Here is a 15,208-nt window from a genome sequence, read left to right as displayed (position 1 = left end):
GGCCGCACTCTTCCGATGAAATCGTCCCCGCGCGATAACAACGACAACGCCAAAACGCGCCGCCAGCCTTCGAAGCTGGCCCTGAACATCGCCGCCGTGACGGTCGGCCTCATCACGTTCGCGATCGGCGCGGCGTGGGTGATCTATAGCTGGGTCGTCGATCGCGAAGCGCAGTATTTCGCGATTCCGCTGGTGTTCTCGGTGCCGGTGATCGTGGCGGTCGCGATCCGGAGCTTCTGGGAGTAAACGCGCCGGAAACGACAAAGCGCCGCGGTCGGGCGACGCGCGGCGCTTGTCATCGAACTTGTTTTCAGGTGAAGCGGTGAGCCCAGCGGTTCGCTTGCGAGCCGGTCACAGGCCGGGACGCGGGCACGGATTGGGGGCTGCGCCCTGATATCCGCCGGCGACGGCGCCCAGCGCGGCGCCGGCCAGCGACGTACCGAGCGCTTTCAGCACGCTCTCGGTCGACAGCGGCTCGCCGCTCGACGCCACCCGCCCCGAGTACGCGGAGCACGCCGACGGCGATGCAACCGTCTGCACGGATTTGGCACTCCATGCGATGTTGTCGGCAGGCGTATTGGCAAATACCGGCGCAACCAGCATCAGCGTCAGGACGGAAATCGGGATACGTACGGTGTTTTTCATCGGCGGCCCCGCGGTGTGATTGTGCTTCTTCTATGAAAAGTGAGCACGATATTACACGCGGCTCGATCCTTCGTGTACGGGCTTGTGCGCGGTCTGCATACCCGGCGGAGCCGGCATCAACAAAAAAGCGCTGCGGTCAGCCGACCGGCAGCGCTTTTTCGTGAACGGCCCCGGGCAGGGGCGCGTCCGACTTCTGGTGCGTGAGGCCGGACTCGAACCGGCACACCCTTGCGGGCGTCAGGACCTAAACCTGGTGCGTCTACCAATTTCGCCACTCACGCGTATTTTCTGTCGCCTGACCGCGCGGCACGCAAGATACGTTCTCCACGCGCCCGGGACATCGTGCTGGCCTGAAAACCGGCACACCCGATCAGGCGAGCGCGAGATTCTACCCGATCCGTACGGCCTTGTCTCGCCCTGCCGGCACCCGTCGTGCAGCGGTGCTAGAATGCCGCGCTCGACGTTTCGGCACCACGCCGCCGCGTGTCCCCCGAACCCGCCCCCACACGATTCCGCCCGTGAACTTCGACGACTACTGTCAGCAAAAGGCCGCCCCCGCGGGCTCCAGCGTCTACTACGCGCTGCGCCAGGCGCCGCTTGCCACGCAGCCGCGCCTGACGGCGCTGTTCGCGCTGCGCCGCGAACTCGAGGAAACCGTCAAGGAAACCAGCGACCCGACCATCGGCCACACGAAGCTCGCGTGGTGGCACAAGGAACTCGCGGCGCTGGCCGACGGGCAGCCGTCGCACCCGGTCACGAAGGCGCTCGCACAGCATCATCCGGCGATCGCCGCCGAGACCGACGCGTTGCGCACGCTCGTCAACGGTTACGGGATGGACCTCGAACAGGCGCGCTACCTCGATTTCGCGAACCTGCAGCGCTACGTCGCGCAGGTCGGCGGCACCTTCGCGTCGCTGGTCGCGCGCGCAAGCGCGGCGAACCCGGCCGACCCGCAGCCATGGGCCGCGGACGCCGGCCGCGCGCTGATGCTCGCGCAATTCGTGCAGGAACTCGGCAACGACGCGCGCCACGGCCGCATCTATCTGCCGATCGATGAACTGCAGCGCTACAACGTGACCGCGGCCGATCTGCTGAACCGCCGCTACAGCCCGGCCTTCACCGAACTGCTGCAATTCCAGACGGCCCGTGCGCGCGAAGCGCTTGCGGCCGCCGCAGCGGCGATCCCCGCATCCGAACGCCGAGCGCAGCGCACGCTGCGCGCGCAGATCGCACTGGCCGGCTCGCTGCTCGACGAAATCGAGCGCGACGGCTACCAGGTGCTGCACCAGCGCATCGCGCTGACGCCGATCCGCAAGCTGTGGGTCACGTGGCGTGGCGCGCGCCGGCGCTGACCCTGACGCATCACGCCTTCAACAACGGCAGCGTGTCGAAGCGCTGCTGCAGCACGTGCGTCGCGTCGAGGCCCCACCACGGCCCGAGCACGGTCGCGTAAAGCTGGCGGAAATCGACGGCGACCGGCAGGTTGCCGTTGCCGTCGAGCCGCCCGAGCGCCGGCGGCGCACCGTACAGCCCGCCGGCCACGCGGCCGCCCATCACGAAATGCGGCGCGGCCGTGCCGTGATCGGTGCCGTTGCTCTGGTTCTCGCGCACGCGCCGCCCGAATTCCGCATACGTCATCACGAGCGTCTGGTTCCAGCGCCCGAGTTCGATCAATGCGCCGCGCATCGCGCTCATCCCTTCCGCGAACTGCTTGAGCAGCGCGGCCTGCTGCCCCGGCTGGTTCTGGTGCGTGTCGAAACCGTTGAGCGTCAGGCGCAACACCGCGACGCCATCCTGCGTGCCGGGCCCGGACGCCTCGCAGGCGGCCAGCACCTGCATCGCGGTCTTGACTGACGTGCCGAACGCGCCGGCCGGAAATACCGTCTTGAATTCGCGCATCCCGCCGCGCGGACGCAGCCGGTCGGCCGCCTTCACGATATCGTTCTCGACGTCGATGATGTGCGCGAGCGCCGGGTTCTGCTCGCGCAGCGACGACGGCTCGGCGAGCCGGGCCGCCCGGATGAACTGCGCGGGATTGACGAGCGCGATCGCGCGCGCGCCGTTCGCGAGCGGCCCCATCTCGGCGCTGCCGAGCACGACGCCGTCCGCCGCGAAACCGGGCGGCACGGGCGCCTGCGCGAACGTGCGCGTGAGCCAGCCTTCGTGCAGATACTGGTCCGAGCGCGACGCGGTATCCCAGATCTCGATCGAGCGGAAATGCGACAGGTTCGGCTGCGGATAGCCGACGCCCTGCACGACCGCGACCTGCCCGTCGCGCCACAACGGCATCAGCGGCGCGAGCGACGGGTGCAGCCCCGTGTGCGCGTCGAGCTGCAGCACCTGCTCGCGCTTGATGCCGATGCTGCGCCGGAACTGGTAGTACAACGGGTCCGCGTACGGCACCACCGTGTTGAGGCCGTCGTTGCCGCCCTTCAGCTCGACGAGAATCAGCACGTTCGCATACCCGGCCGCCGCTTGCCGTCCCGCCTGCGTCGCGGCAGCCGCCATCGCGGGCGCTTGCCACAGCGACACGCCGGCGGCGGCCGCAGCGCCCGTCAGCGCCAGAAAATCACGTCGGTTCATCGCGCATCCTTTGGTTCGCCGCCCGGCACCTTTGCCGCAGCGACTTCCCGCGTCGTCGTCGTTTGCATCATTTCAGTTGATAGGCCGGATCCATCAGCAGCGCCTCGAGATACGCGCTGCCGGTCGAATCCGTATCGATCGCCGCGACCGGCGAAAGCTGCAGCACCGCGTGCTGCAGCTGGAGCTCGGTCGACAATCCCGCGATCGCCTGCGGCCGCGCACGATACTGTGCAAGCCAGCGTTCGAGGTCGAAACGCAAGCCGCCGCGCACCGGCTTCGCGGGCGTGCCGCGCGTGCCGGCGGCGGACGCCGTGTCGACCACCGGCATCGCGTGCGCACGCGCGTTCGGCGGCGGCGCCGCCGCACGGGCAGGCGAGCGCATGCCGGCCGTCTCGGTCGCGCGGAAAAGTTGCTCGACGAACTGCTTGCGCGCGAGCAGCGTGGTGCTGTTGATCCACAGTGCGCCGCCCGGCCAGCCCTTCACGTTCGGCGGGTAGAACAGGTTTTGCCCGAGCGTGCGCACGGTGTTCGCGAGCATCTGCGGATCGCCGTACGCGACGTCGAACAGCCGCACCGACCCGACGACGAATTCCACCGGCGACTTGACAAGCACGCCGCGGTTGCGCGGATCCCAGAACGCGTCGGTCGACCACAGCGCGGCGAGCGCCACGCGAATGTCGTAGCCGCTCGCGCGAAACCGTTCGGCCACGCTATCGAGTGCGCCCGGGTCGGGCGTATCGGACACGAACTCGCGCCACAGCTTGCCGACGATGAAGCGCGCGGTGCCCGGCCGCTTCAGCAGGATGTCGAGAAAGCCGTCGCCGTCGAACGGCCCCGTTTCGCCGAGGATCGTCTTGTCGCCCGCATCGTGCCATTCCGGCCGCGCTTCGAAGCGCAGCGTATCGGGATCGATCGTCCAGCCCGTCATCGCCCGCGCGGCTTCGGTCACGTCGTACTGCGTGTAATGCCCTTCGCCGAGCGTGAACAGCTCCATCACCTCGCGCGCGAAATTCTCGTTCGGGCGCCCCTTGCGATTGCTCGCGCCGTCGAGATACTGCAGCATCGCCGGATCCTTCGCGACCGCGTGCAGCAGCGTGCCGAAGTTGCCGAGCGCCTCGCGGCGAAACAGCGCGTTCTGCGCGGCCATCGTCTGCGGGTAAGGCACCTTGTCCTGCCCCGACGTGAAGTGCCCGTGCCAGAACAGCGTCATGCGCTCGGTCAGCGGCGACGGCGTGACGACCATCTCGTTGACCCAGGCCGCGCGCAGCGCATCGTAGCGGCGATTGCGTTCGCGCTGCTCGTCGCTCCGCATGTCGGGTGTCAGCGCCTGCCGCTGCGCGCGCGTCGGCGGCAGCTCGCCGAGCCAGTCGGGCCACGTCGTGACGGGTTCGCGGCGCACACTGCCGAGCGTGTCGGCCACGACCTGCGCGCGCGTCATGCCGACGACGCGCGCGACATCGGCGGGCGCGGGAGAAAAACCGGTGCGACTCAGGAAAAACAGCGCATCATCGGCGTCGAGCGGCGACTGCATGGTGGGCGACGGCGCCGGTACGGCAGCGTTCGCTTTCATCGTCATGGACTCCCGGAACGCACCGGCGGTGCGGATGCCGGTACAACGGCATTCGGCAGGCGAAAGTTGACGGAAAAAGTGCTACGAATTCTTTCCGCGCGGTGTGTTCCGCGCAGCGCGAAAGACGGCGCGCGTCAGCGCTTGTACAGCTCGCGAACGGCGTCTTCGATGTGCTGGCGCAACAGGTGCCGCTCCTCGAGCGTCATGTGCCCGTCGCGGCGGCGCTGTTCGAGATCGGGGGGCACGGCGGAACGGACCGTCGTCTCGGCGGCATGATCGGACTGCGGCGCTTTGCCGCGCGGCAGCTTGCGCGACGGTGCGCCCTGCTCGGAGCGCTGCGCATACGCGAAGTTCGACGCATATGGACCGGCAAGCGCGATCGTCAGCATCAGTGCAATCCGTGCAGATCGCATGACCGTCCTCGCTTCTTTGGTCGATTTGTTCCCTTCGTCACGCGGCAACCGGCTACCTCTGGTACTTGAAAAACCCTGCGGAATTCGGGTGTGCAAAGATGAAAGATGGAGTGCAGGGGAGTATCTACCGAATTTCGGCTTCGAGTAAAGGAATCTATATAGCCTGCCTTTACTCGGCGCGACACTACGGGTAAATTTTGTAACTGACTGTAACGCACGAAAATACGTAGCCGTGCGCCAATTCCCATTCGCGATAAGATGCCGATCATGGAAACGAAAAACCCCTCCAAGATTCTCGTCGTCGACGACGACCCGCGCCTGCGCGACCTGCTGCGCCGCTATCTCGGCGAGCAGGGTTTCAACGTATATGTCGCGGAAAACGCGACCGCGATGAACAAGCTCTGGGTACGCGAGCGTTTCGACCTGCTCGTGCTCGACCTGATGCTCCCGGGTGAAGACGGCCTGTCGATCTGCCGCCGCCTGCGCGGCAGCAACGACCGCACGCCGATCATCATGCTCACCGCGAAGGGCGAGGACGTCGATCGCATCGTGGGCCTCGAGATGGGTGCCGACGATTACCTGCCGAAGCCGTTCAACCCGCGCGAGCTCGTCGCGCGCATTCATGCAGTGCTGCGCCGCCAGGCTCCGGCCGAACTGCCGGGCGCGCCGTCGGAAACCACCGAGGTGTTCGAGTTCGGCGAGTTCTCGCTGAACCTCGCCACGCGCACGCTGACGAAGTCCGGCCAGGAAATTCCGCTGACGACCGGCGAATTCTCGGTGCTGAAGGTGTTCGCACGTCATCCGCGCCAGCCGCTGTCGCGCGAGAAGCTGATGGAGCTCGCACGCGGCCGTGAATATGAAGTGTTCGACCGCAGCCTCGACGTGCAGATCTCGCGCCTGCGCAAGCTGATCGAACCGGATCCGGGCAGCCCGCGCTTCATCCAGACCGTCTGGGGCCTCGGCTACGTGTTCATCCCGGACGGCGCCGCCTGACCTTTTCCCTCCCGGTTTCGCCCGTCCACGGCCCGTCCCATGCGTATTGACCGGCGCCTCCTGCAGCTCGCGTTCGGCGGGCTGTTCTGGCGCACCTTCTTGCTGATCGCGCTGCTGATCTCGGTCAGTCTCGCCGCGTGGTTCCAGAGCTTTCGCGTAATCGAACGCGAGCCGCGTGCGCAGCGCGTCGCGCTGCAGCTCGTCGCGGTCGTGAAGCTCACGCGCACCGCCCTGCTCTATTCCGATCCCGATCTGCGGCGCGCGCTGCTCCAGGATCTCGAGAGCAACGAGGGCGTGCGCGTTTACCCGCGCGAGAAAACCGACAAGTTCAAGCTGCAGCCCGACGAATCGCTGAACCGCCTGATCGAACACGATATCCGCAGCCGCCTCGGCGACGATACCGTGATCGCGCAGTCGGTCAACGACATTCCCGGCGTGTGGATCAGCTTCAAGATCGACGACGACGATTACTGGGTCGCGCTCGACCGCGACCAGCTCGACAACGTCACGGGCCTGCAGTGGGCCGGCTGGGGGCTGTTCGCGCTCGCGCTGTCGTTGTTCGGCTCCGCGTTCATCACGAGCCTCGTGAACCGGCCGTTCTCGCGGCTCGCGCTCGCCGCGCGCCAGGTCGGTTCGGGCCAGGCGCCCGAACTGCTGCCCGAACGCGGGATGGGCGTCGCGGCCGACACCAACCGCAGCTTCAACCAGATGGTGCGCGACCTCGAACAGCTCGAGGCCGACCGCGCGCTGATGCTCGCGGGCATCTCGCACGACCTGCGCACGCCGCTCGCGCGGCTGCGGCTCGAAACCGAGATGAGCCCGTCCGACCAGGCGACCAAGGACGCGATGGTCGACGACATCGAGCAGATGGACCGCATCATCGCGGCCTTCATCGATTACGCGCGCCCGTCTCAGCGCAAGCCCGAACCCGTCGACCTGTCGTCGATCGCGCAGGAAGTCGCCGCGCGCGTATCGGGCGAGGACAGCGTCGAGATCCGCACGCGGCTCGCGCCGAGCGCGATCATCGAAGCCGACGAGACCGACATGCGCCGCGTGATCGGCAACCTCGTCGAGAACGCGCGCAAGTACGGCCAGAGCAAGCAGGACGGCGTCTCGCGCATCACGCTCGAGACGCGCGTGTCGCACGCGCGCGTCGAGCTGTCGGTGAGCGACGAAGGCCCCGGCATCCCCGAGGATCAACTGCCGCTCGTGATGCGGCCGTTCTACCGCGTCGACACCGCGCGCACCAAGGCGGACGGCACGGGCCTCGGGATGGCGATCGTGTTGCGTCTGGTCGGCCGCTATCGCGGCGCGCTGCGCCTGCGCAACCGCAACCCCGACGCGGGCCTCGAAGTCACGGTCGAATTCCCCGGCGCCGGCAAGGCGCGTGCGACTGCGTGACGCGCTCGCGCACGCTTCCCGCACTTCACACTATCGATCCGGTTGAAAAAAACTATGAAGATCGTTAGTCAAAATCTATTGAAGCGCTTTATTAATAGTGTTATAGTTTGCCCCATGCTGTCACACCATCGTTGCAGCACCGAGGTAGCTTGACTCAGTCTTCTTCCCAACTCATACAGGAGTATCCGCATGAAAACCGTGGGCGATAAACTCGAAGCATTCACCGTCGTAGCCGCGAAGCCGGGCTTCAACAATCACGAGGAAAACGGCCAGTCGGCGTTCGAGACCGTCACCGAAGCGTCGTTCCCGGGCAAGTGGAAGATCATCTACTTCTATCCGAAGGATTTCACGTTCGTGTGCCCGACGGAAATCGTCGAGTTCGCGAAGCTCACGAAGCAGTTCGAAGAGCGCGACGCCATCCTGCTGGGCGGCAGCTCGGACAACGAATTCGTCAAGCTCGCATGGCGCCGTGAGCACAAGGACCTCGACAAGCTGAACCACTACTCGTTCGGCGACGTCAAGGGCGAGCTGATCGACCAGCTCGGCGTGCGCGACAAGGAAGCCGGCGTGGCCCTGCGTGCAACGTTCATCGTCGATCCGGACAACACGATCCAGCACGTTTCGGTGAACAACCTGAACGTCGGCCGTAGCCCGGCAGAAGTCCTGCGTATTCTGGACGGCCTGCAAACGGACGAACTGTGCCCGTGCAACCGTGCAGTCGGCGGCGCAACGCTGTAAGCGCATCGATGCACGAAGCCCGCGGCGCACGTCTTGCCTGCGGGCTTTTTTAACGGCCAACCCATAGGAGATATCAATGGAATTCATCGAATCGATTAAGGCACGTATTCCCGACTACGCGAAGGACATTCGCCTGAACCTCGACGGCACGATCTCGCGCTCGTCGCTCGAAGGCACCGACGCGGTCGGCGTCGCGCTGGCGGCGGCGATCGCGGCGAAGAGCACCGTGCTCGTGAAGACGATCCGCGAAGCCGGCGTGCTGTCGCCCGAAGAGACGAACGCCGTGCTGACGGCGGCCGCGCTGATGGGGATGAACAACACCTGGTATCCGTATGTCGAGATGGCCGACGACGCCGACCTGAAGACGCAGCGCGCCGAGCTGCGGATGGGCGCGTATGCGACGCACGGTGGCGTCGACAAGCGCAAGTTCGAGATGTACGCGCTCGCCGCGTCGATCGTCGGCAAGTGCCACTTCTGCGTTAAGTCGCACTACGCGCTGCTGAAGAACGAGCAGGGAATGACCGTCACGCAGCTGCGCGACGTCGGCCGCATCGTGTCGGTGATCAACGCCGCCGCGCAGGTCATCGCCGCCGAAGGCGAATAAGCGGTTGCGTCGCGCTCCCGGCAGCGATGCCGGGCGCACCGCTCGCTTCCAACGAAAATGCCACGCATCCGCGTGGCATTTTTCATTTCGGCGGCATGACGTGCGGCGCGAACCGCGCGCCGCAACGGCCGGGCGTCAGCCGCCCTGCTTCACCAGCAGCGCGGCGGCCTGCGCCTCGATGCCGTCGCCACGGCCGAGATAGCCGAGCTTTTCGTTGGTCTTCGCCTTCACGTTCACGCGATCTAGCGGCAGCCCGAGATCGGCTGCGATGTTCGCGCGCATCCCGTCGATATGCGGCGCGAGCTTCGGCGCCTGCGCGATCACGGTGCTGTCGACGTTCTGGATCGCGAAGCCGGCCGCCTGCACGCGTGCGACGCACGCGCGCAGCAGCACGCGGCTGTCGGCGCCCTTGAATGCCGCGTCCGTGTCGGAGAAATGGCGGCCGATGTCGCCGAGCGCCGCCGCGCCGAACAGCGCGTCGGTGATCGCGTGCAGCAGCACGTCCGCGTCCGAGTGGCCGAGCAGGCCGCGCTCGTACGGAATCGTCACGCCGCCGATGATGAGGGGGCGCCCCGGGACGAGCTGGTGCACGTCGTAGCCTTGTCCGATTCTGAAATCCATGCGTGTTCCGATTGAGATGGGGTGAAAGTCAGGAAGCACTCGCGGGGCGCGCGAGGATCGCTTCCGCGAGCGCGAAATCTTCCGGGTACGTGACCTTGAAATTGCGCAGGCTGCCCTGCACGACGCGCGGCGTATGGCCAGCCCATTCGATCGCGCTCGCCTCGTCGGTCAGGTCGTGCCCTTCGCGCTGCGCGCGCAGGATCGCCTCGCGCAGCATGCCGATGCGGAACATCTGCGGCGTCTGCGCCTGCCACAGCGCGTCGCGCGACTCGGTGCGGATGATCGCGTCGCCGCCGGCCGGCACGCGCTTGAGCGTATCGGCAACCGGCAGCGCGACGATGCCGCCGACCGGGTCGTCCTTCAGCGTCGCGACGAGCGTGCGGATCAGCTCCGGCGTGATACCCGGGCGCGCGGCGTCGTGCACGAGCACCCAGTCGTGGTCGGTCGCGCCGAATTCGGCCAGCTCGAGCAGCCCGTTCAGCACCGACGCCTGCCGCGAGCCGCCGCCGCAGCGGCGCACCGCGAAGCGCAGGCCCGCGAAGCGGCGCGCGTCGAAATGGGAATCGTCGGGCGCGAGGACGACGAGCGTCTGCGCGAATTCGCTGCACGCGTCGAACGCGGCAAGCGTGTAATGCAGGAGCGCGCGGCCGGCCAGCGTACGATATTGCTTCGGCACGGCCGAGCCGGAACGGCTGCCCGTGCCGGCACAGGGAATCAGGGCGAAAAGTCGGGAAGTCACGAAGGGAAAACGCCGGAAAGATGAAATCGAGAAGCGGATTTTATAATAGGTCTTTCGTCTCGACCGGCGCACCGCGCTGCGCCCGTGCACGCCACCCCTGTCGTCCCTATGCCAGATAACGCTTCCACCCCGTTCGCCTCGCCCGTTGCCTACGTCAAACCCGGCCAGCGTTTCGCCTTCGACGGCGCGCATGGCTCCGCCGACGCGCTCGCCATCGCCCGTTATCTCGCCGACAACCGCCAGGAGGTGCCGCTCCTCGCGGTGATCTGCGCGAATGCGGTCGACGCGCAGCGGCTCTCGCAGGAAATCCGCTACTTCTCGCCCGATGCGCGCGTGCGCCTGCTGCCGGACTGGGAAACGCTGCCGTACGACACGTTCTCGCCGCACCAGGACCTCGTGTCCGAGCGTCTCGCGACGCTGCACGATCTCGGCGAGGGCCGCTGCGACATCCTGCTCGTGCCCGCGACCACCGCGCTGTACCGGATGCCGCCCGCGTCGTTCATGGCCGCGTACACGTTCGCGTTCGCGCAGGGCGAGCGGCTCGACGAGGCGAAGCTGAAGGCGCAGCTCACGCTGGCCGGCTACGAGCACGTCAGCCAGGTCGTGCGGCCCGGCGAGTATTGCGTGCGCGGCTCGCTGATCGACCTGTACCCGATGGGCTCGCCGTTGCCGTACCGGATCGACCTGTTCGACGACCAGGTCGACTCGATCCGCGCGTTCGACCCCGACACGCAGCGCAGCCTCTACCCGGTGCGCGACGTGCGGCTGCTGCCGGGCCGCGAGTTTCCGTTCGACGAAGCCGCGCGCACGGCGTTCCGCAGCCGCTGGCGCGAGACCTTCGAAGGCGACCCGAGCCGCGCGCCGATCTACAAGGACATCGGCAACGGCGTGCCGTCGGCCGGCATCGAGTATTACCTGCCGCTCTTCTTCGACGAGACGGCCACGCTGTTCCACTACCTGCCGCAGGACGCGCACCTGGTGTTCACCGGCGATCTCGAAGCGTCGATCCGCCGCTTCACGGCCGATACCAAGCAGCGCCACGCGTTCCTGTCGCACGATCGCGAGCGGCCGATCCTCGAGCCGCAGCGGCTGTTCCTGTCCGACGAGGATTTCTTCGCGTTCGCGAAGCCGTTCGCGCGCGTCGTGTTGCCCGCGCAGCCGGCCGGCGGCTGGGCGACGGCGCTGCCCGAACTCGCCGTCGACCGCCATTCCGACGATCCGCTCGCGTCGCTGCGCGCATTCGTCGAAACTTCGGCCAAGCGTGTGCTGCTGACGGTCGAATCGGCCGGCCGCCGCGAAACGATCCTGCAACTGCTCGCCGAACACCATCTGCGCCCCGCGTCGAACGACCACTTCGCGGGCTGGCTCGCGAGCGACGAGCGCTTCGCGCTCGGTGTCGCGCCGCTGTCGAACGGCTTCGCGGTGCCGGGCGAAGGTTACGCGGTCGTCACCGAAACCGAGCTGTACGGCGCGCTCGGCCGCCGCGCGGGACGCCGCCGCCAGGAACAGGCCAGCAACGTCGACGCGATGGTGCGCGACCTGTCGGAGCTGAAGATCGGCGACCCGGTCGTCCACGCGCAGCACGGCATCGGCCGCTACATGGGCCTCGTGTCGATGGATCTCGGCGAAGGCGAGACCGAATTCCTGCATCTCGAATACTCGGGCGACAGCAAGCTCTACGTACCGGTCGCGCAATTGCACGTGATCTCGCGCTACAGCGGCGCCGATCCCGACAGCGCGCCGCTGCACGCGCTCGGTTCCGGCCAGTGGGAGCGCGCAAAGCGCAAGGCCGCGCAGCAGATCCGCGATACGGCCGCCGAGCTGCTGAACCTGTACGCGCGCCGCGCGGCCCGCGAGGGCCACGCGTTCTCGCTCGACCCGCGCGACTACGTGAAATTCGCGGAAAGCTTCGGCTTCGAGGAGACGCCCGACCAGGCCGCGGCGATCGCGGCCGTGATCGGCGACATGACGAGCGGCAAGCCGATGGACCGCCTGGTGTGCGGCGACGTCGGCTTCGGCAAGACCGAGGTCGCGCTGCGCGCCGCATTCATCGCGGTGCTGGGCGGCAAGCAGGTCGCGCTGCTGTCGCCCACGACGCTGCTCGCCGAGCAGCACACGCAGACCTTCGCCGACCGCTTCGCGGACTGGCCGGTGCGGATCGTCGAGCTGTCGCGCTTCAAGACCACGAAGGAAGTGAACGCGGCGATCGCGCAGATCAACGAAGGCAGCGTCGACATCGTGATCGGCACGCACAAGCTGCTGTCGTCGGACGTGCAGTTCAAGCGCCTCGGCCTCGTGATCATCGACGAGGAACACCGCTTCGGCGTGCGCCAGAAGGAAGCGCTGAAGGCGCTGCGCGCGGAAGTCGACGTGCTGACGCTCACCGCGACGCCGATCCCGCGCACGCTCGGGATGGCGCTCGAAGGGCTGCGCGATTTCTCGGTGATCGCGACTGCACCGCAGAAGCGCCTCGCGATCAAGACCTTCGTGCGCCGCGAGGAAGAAAGCGTGATCCGCGAGGCGATGCTGCGCGAGCTGAAGCGCGGCGGCCAGGTGTATTTCCTGCACAACGAGGTCGAGACGATCGAGAACCGCAAGGCGAAGCTCGAGGTGCTCGTGCCCGAGGCGCGCATCGTGATCGCGCACGGCCAGATGCACGAGCGCGAACTCGAGCGCGTGATGCGCGATTTCGTCGCGCAGCGCGCGAACGTGCTGCTGTGCACGACCATCATCGAGACCGGCATCGACGTGCCGAGCGCGAACACGATCATCATGCACCGCTCGGACAAGTTCGGCCTCGCACAGCTCCACCAGTTGCGCGGTCGCGTCGGCCGCTCGCATCACCAGGCCTATGCATACCTGCTGGTCCACGATCCGCAGGCGCTGACCAAGCAGGCGCAGCGCCGGCTGGAGGCGATCCAGCAGATGGAGGAGCTCGGCTCGGGCTTCTATCTCGCGATGCACGACCTCGAGATCCGCGGCACAGGCGAAGTGCTCGGCGACAAGCAGTCGGGCGAGATCCACGAGATCGGCTTCCAGCTGTATACGGACATGCTGAACGACGCGGTGAAGGCGCTGAAGAACGGCAAGGAGCCCGACCTCACCGCCCCGCTCGCCGCGACGACGGAAATCAATCTGCATGCACCCGCGATCCTGCCGGCCGATTACTGCGCGGACGTGCAGGAGCGGCTGTCGCTGTACAAGCGGCTCGCGAACTGCGAGCACGGCGACGCGATCGACGGCATCCAGGAGGAACTGATCGACCGCTTCGGCAAGCTGCCGCCGCAGGCCCACGCGCTCGTCGAGACGCACCGGCTGCGGATCGCCGCGAAGCCGCTCGGCATCGTGAAGATCGACGCGAGCGAGGTCGCGATCGGGCTGCAGTTCGAGCCGAATCCGCCGATCGATCCGATGCGGATCATCGAGATGGTGCAGAAGCACCGGCACATCAAGCTCGCGGGACAGGACAAGCTGCGTATCGAGACGCGCTCGCCCGATCTCGCGATCCGCGTGTCGACGATCAAGGAAACGCTGCGCGCGCTCGGCCCGAAGCAGGGAGCGGTGGCCGCGGCGCGCTGACGGCCGCGGCAATGCTGCACCGCATCGCGCCCGGCGAAGGCGGGCCGACGCGTTTTTGAGTATGATTTTCCCATTCATCAGACGGAGTTTTGCCATGTCCACTCTCGACGCGACGGCGCCGTCCGCCGCAACCGAAGGCGACGCGTCGCTCGTCGGCCTGCCCTGGATCAAGCAACTGGTGTCGATGGACACGACGAGCCGCGTGCCGAATCTCGGCCTGATCGAAACGGTGCGCGACGCGCTCGCCGCGAAGGGCATCGCATCGACGATCACGCACGATCCGCGCGAAGGCTGGGCGAACCTGTTCGCGACCGTTCCCGCGCACGACGGCTCGACGAACGGCGGCATCGTGCTGTCGGGGCACACCGACGTCGTGCCGGTCGACGGCCAGCAATGGGACAGCAACCCGTTCGCGCCGGAAATCCGCGACGGCCGCCTGTACGGCCGCGGCACCTGCGACATGAAGGGCTTCATCGGCACGGCGCTCGCGCTGTTGCCCGAGATGCAGGCGACGAAGCTTGCGAAGCCGATCCATTTCGCGCTGTCCTACGACGAGGAAATCGGCTGCGCGGGCGCGCCGCTGATGATCGCCGACCTCGTCAGGCGCGGCGTGCAGCCGTCCGGCTGCATCGTCGGCGAGCCGACCAGCATGCGGCCGATCATCGCGCACAAGGGCATCAACGCGTACCGCTGCTGTGTGCGCGGCCACGCGGCGCATTCGTCGCTGACGCCGAAGGGGCTGAACGCGATCGAGTATGCGGCGCGCCTCATCTGCCACATCCGCGACATCGCCGACCGCTTCCGCGCCGAAGGCCCGTTCGACGAGCTGTACGACGTGCCGTTCACGACCGCGCAGACGAGCACGATCCAGGGCGGCAACGCGATCAACACCGTGCCGGCCGAATGCCGCTTCGACTTCGAGTTCCGCAACCTGCCGACGCTCGATCCCGAGCAGATCTTCACGCGCATCGAAGCGTATGCGCAGGAAACGCTGCTGCCGCAGATGCGCCGCGAGCATCCGAATGCCGCGATCGAGTTCTCGAAGATCGCCGCGGCGCCCGGGCTCGACGCCACCGAACAGGCCGCGATCACGCAGCTCGTGCGCGCGCTGACGGCCGACCAGGACAAGCGCAAGGTCGCGTACGGCACCGAGGCCGGCCTGTTCGAACGCGCGGGCATTCCGAGCGTCGTATGCGGGCCCGGCAACATCGAGCAGGCTCACAAGCCGAACGAATATGTCGAGCTCGCGCAGCTCGCCGGCTGCGAGCAGTTCCTGCGCAAGTTCATCCGCAGCATGTCGGTCGACGCGCACTGACTGCCTC

The 15,208-nt window shown here is 67.1% G+C and carries 14 protein-coding genes and 1 tRNA gene; 8 read left to right on the top strand and 7 right to left on the bottom strand.

Annotation, left to right across the window (positions count from 1 at the left end; genetic code table 11):
* The first annotated feature begins 15 nt into the window (after positions 1–15).
* Positions 16–246, top strand: a complete 231-nt coding sequence (locus BFF94_RS08545) for a hypothetical protein (protein WP_006487995.1) — start codon at positions 16–18, stop codon at positions 244–246.
* 105 nt (positions 247–351) lie between these two features.
* On the opposite strand, the gene BFF94_RS08540 is transcribed toward BFF94_RS08545, so the two are convergent.
* Both BFF94_RS08540 and BFF94_RS08535 read right to left on the bottom strand, forming a co-directional pair.
* Entirely contained in the window at positions 352–645 is a 294-nt protein-coding gene (locus BFF94_RS08540; RefSeq protein WP_128841817.1) for a hypothetical protein, read from the bottom strand.
* 194 nt (positions 646–839) lie between these two features.
* A tRNA-Leu gene (locus BFF94_RS08535) sits at positions 840–926 on the bottom strand.
* A 237-nt stretch (positions 927–1,163) separates the two neighbouring features.
* Between BFF94_RS08535 and hpnD the strand changes: the two genes are divergently transcribed.
* Positions 1,164–1,997, top strand: coding sequence for a presqualene diphosphate synthase HpnD (hpnD, locus tag BFF94_RS08530; RefSeq protein WP_128841818.1), 834 nt, complete (start codon positions 1,164–1,166; stop codon positions 1,995–1,997).
* A gap of 10 nt (positions 1,998–2,007) precedes the next feature.
* Here hpnD and BFF94_RS08525 read toward each other — a convergent pair whose 3' ends face one another.
* The 3 genes from BFF94_RS08525 to BFF94_RS08515 form a co-directional block, all read right to left on the bottom strand.
* Positions 2,008–3,228, bottom strand: coding sequence for a DUF1501 domain-containing protein (locus BFF94_RS08525; RefSeq protein ID WP_219139208.1), 1,221 nt, complete (start codon positions 3,226–3,228; stop codon positions 2,008–2,010).
* Between the two features lie 67 nt (positions 3,229–3,295).
* Positions 3,296–4,798, bottom strand: coding sequence for a DUF1800 domain-containing protein (locus tag BFF94_RS08520; protein ID WP_219139207.1), 1,503 nt, complete (start codon positions 4,796–4,798; stop codon positions 3,296–3,298).
* A 134-nt stretch (positions 4,799–4,932) separates the two neighbouring features.
* Entirely contained in the window at positions 4,933–5,211 is a 279-nt protein-coding gene (locus tag BFF94_RS08515) for a hypothetical protein (RefSeq protein ID WP_128842126.1), read from the bottom strand.
* A gap of 258 nt (positions 5,212–5,469) precedes the next feature.
* Here BFF94_RS08515 and ompR point away from each other — a divergent pair, with 258 nt between their 5' ends.
* The 4 genes from ompR to BFF94_RS08495 all read left to right on the top strand — a co-directional run bounded on the left by ompR (position 5,470) and on the right by BFF94_RS08495 (position 8,947).
* Positions 5,470–6,204: an osmolarity response regulator transcription factor OmpR gene (gene ompR / locus BFF94_RS08510; RefSeq protein ID WP_006478565.1), complete on the top strand. Its 735-nt coding sequence runs from the start codon at positions 5,470–5,472 to the stop codon at positions 6,202–6,204.
* A 39-nt stretch (positions 6,205–6,243) separates the two neighbouring features.
* A complete protein-coding gene (locus BFF94_RS08505; protein WP_128842128.1) occupies positions 6,244–7,605 on the top strand; it encodes an ATP-binding protein in 1,362 nt (453 codons plus the stop codon).
* A gap of 189 nt (positions 7,606–7,794) precedes the next feature.
* The gene (locus BFF94_RS08500) at positions 7,795–8,343 is read left to right on the top strand and encodes a peroxiredoxin (protein ID WP_096471153.1); all 549 of its coding nucleotides are present in this window, start codon (positions 7,795–7,797) and stop codon (positions 8,341–8,343) included.
* Between the two features lie 76 nt (positions 8,344–8,419).
* Positions 8,420–8,947, top strand: coding sequence for a carboxymuconolactone decarboxylase family protein (locus BFF94_RS08495; RefSeq protein ID WP_128842129.1), 528 nt, complete (start codon positions 8,420–8,422; stop codon positions 8,945–8,947).
* A gap of 135 nt (positions 8,948–9,082) precedes the next feature.
* Here the strand turns inward: BFF94_RS08495 and ispF are convergent, their stop codons facing one another.
* Both ispF and ispD read right to left on the bottom strand, forming a co-directional pair.
* On the bottom strand, positions 9,083–9,568 hold the full coding sequence (ispF, locus tag BFF94_RS08490) for a 2-C-methyl-D-erythritol 2,4-cyclodiphosphate synthase (protein WP_128842130.1): 486 nt from the start codon (positions 9,566–9,568) through the stop codon (positions 9,083–9,085).
* Positions 9,569–9,596: 28 nt separating this feature from the next.
* Positions 9,597–10,307 (bottom strand): 2-C-methyl-D-erythritol 4-phosphate cytidylyltransferase, encoded by a 711-nt coding sequence (ispD, locus tag BFF94_RS08485; protein ID WP_219139206.1) that lies wholly within the window; start codon positions 10,305–10,307, stop codon positions 9,597–9,599.
* A gap of 108 nt (positions 10,308–10,415) precedes the next feature.
* Here ispD and mfd point away from each other — a divergent pair, with 108 nt between their 5' ends.
* Complete coding sequence (mfd, locus tag BFF94_RS08480; RefSeq protein ID WP_128842131.1) at positions 10,416–13,886, top strand: transcription-repair coupling factor; 3,471 nt, start codon at positions 10,416–10,418, stop codon at positions 13,884–13,886.
* A 94-nt stretch (positions 13,887–13,980) separates the two neighbouring features.
* Positions 13,981–15,201, top strand: coding sequence for an acetylornithine deacetylase (gene argE / locus BFF94_RS08475; RefSeq protein WP_128842132.1), 1,221 nt, complete (start codon positions 13,981–13,983; stop codon positions 15,199–15,201).
* Positions 15,202–15,208: the final 7 nt, after the last annotated feature.

This window comes from Burkholderia catarinensis (assembly GCF_001883705.2).
GTDB lineage: Bacteria > Pseudomonadota > Gammaproteobacteria > Burkholderiales > Burkholderiaceae > Burkholderia > Burkholderia catarinensis.
This window is presented reverse-complemented; position numbering and strand designations above follow the sequence as displayed.

Excerpts from the sequence above, each read along its gene's own strand:
- BFF94_RS08545 (WP_006487995.1), top strand. The coding sequence starts at position 16 with ATGAAATCGTCCCCGCGCGATAACAACGACAACGCCAAAACGCGCCGC.
- BFF94_RS08540 (WP_128841817.1), bottom strand. The coding sequence starts at position 645 with ATGAAAAACACCGTACGTATCCCGATTTCCGTCCTGACGCTGATGCTG.
- BFF94_RS08525 (WP_219139208.1), bottom strand. The coding sequence starts at position 3,228 with ATGAACCGACGTGATTTTCTGGCGCTGACGGGCGCTGCGGCCGCCGCC.
- BFF94_RS08520 (WP_219139207.1), bottom strand. The coding sequence starts at position 4,798 with ATGAAAGCGAACGCTGCCGTACCGGCGCCGTCGCCCACCATGCAGTCG.
- BFF94_RS08515 (WP_128842126.1), bottom strand. The coding sequence starts at position 5,211 with ATGCGATCTGCACGGATTGCACTGATGCTGACGATCGCGCTTGCCGGT.
- ompR (WP_006478565.1), top strand. The coding sequence starts at position 5,470 with ATGCCGATCATGGAAACGAAAAACCCCTCCAAGATTCTCGTCGTCGAC.
- BFF94_RS08505 (WP_128842128.1), top strand. The coding sequence starts at position 6,244 with ATGCGTATTGACCGGCGCCTCCTGCAGCTCGCGTTCGGCGGGCTGTTC.
- BFF94_RS08500 (WP_096471153.1), top strand. The coding sequence starts at position 7,795 with ATGAAAACCGTGGGCGATAAACTCGAAGCATTCACCGTCGTAGCCGCG.
- BFF94_RS08495 (WP_128842129.1), top strand. The coding sequence starts at position 8,420 with ATGGAATTCATCGAATCGATTAAGGCACGTATTCCCGACTACGCGAAG.
- ispF (WP_128842130.1), bottom strand. The coding sequence starts at position 9,568 with ATGGATTTCAGAATCGGACAAGGCTACGACGTGCACCAGCTCGTCCCG.
- mfd (WP_128842131.1), top strand. The coding sequence starts at position 10,416 with ATGCCAGATAACGCTTCCACCCCGTTCGCCTCGCCCGTTGCCTACGTC.
- argE (WP_128842132.1), top strand. The coding sequence starts at position 13,981 with ATGTCCACTCTCGACGCGACGGCGCCGTCCGCCGCAACCGAAGGCGAC.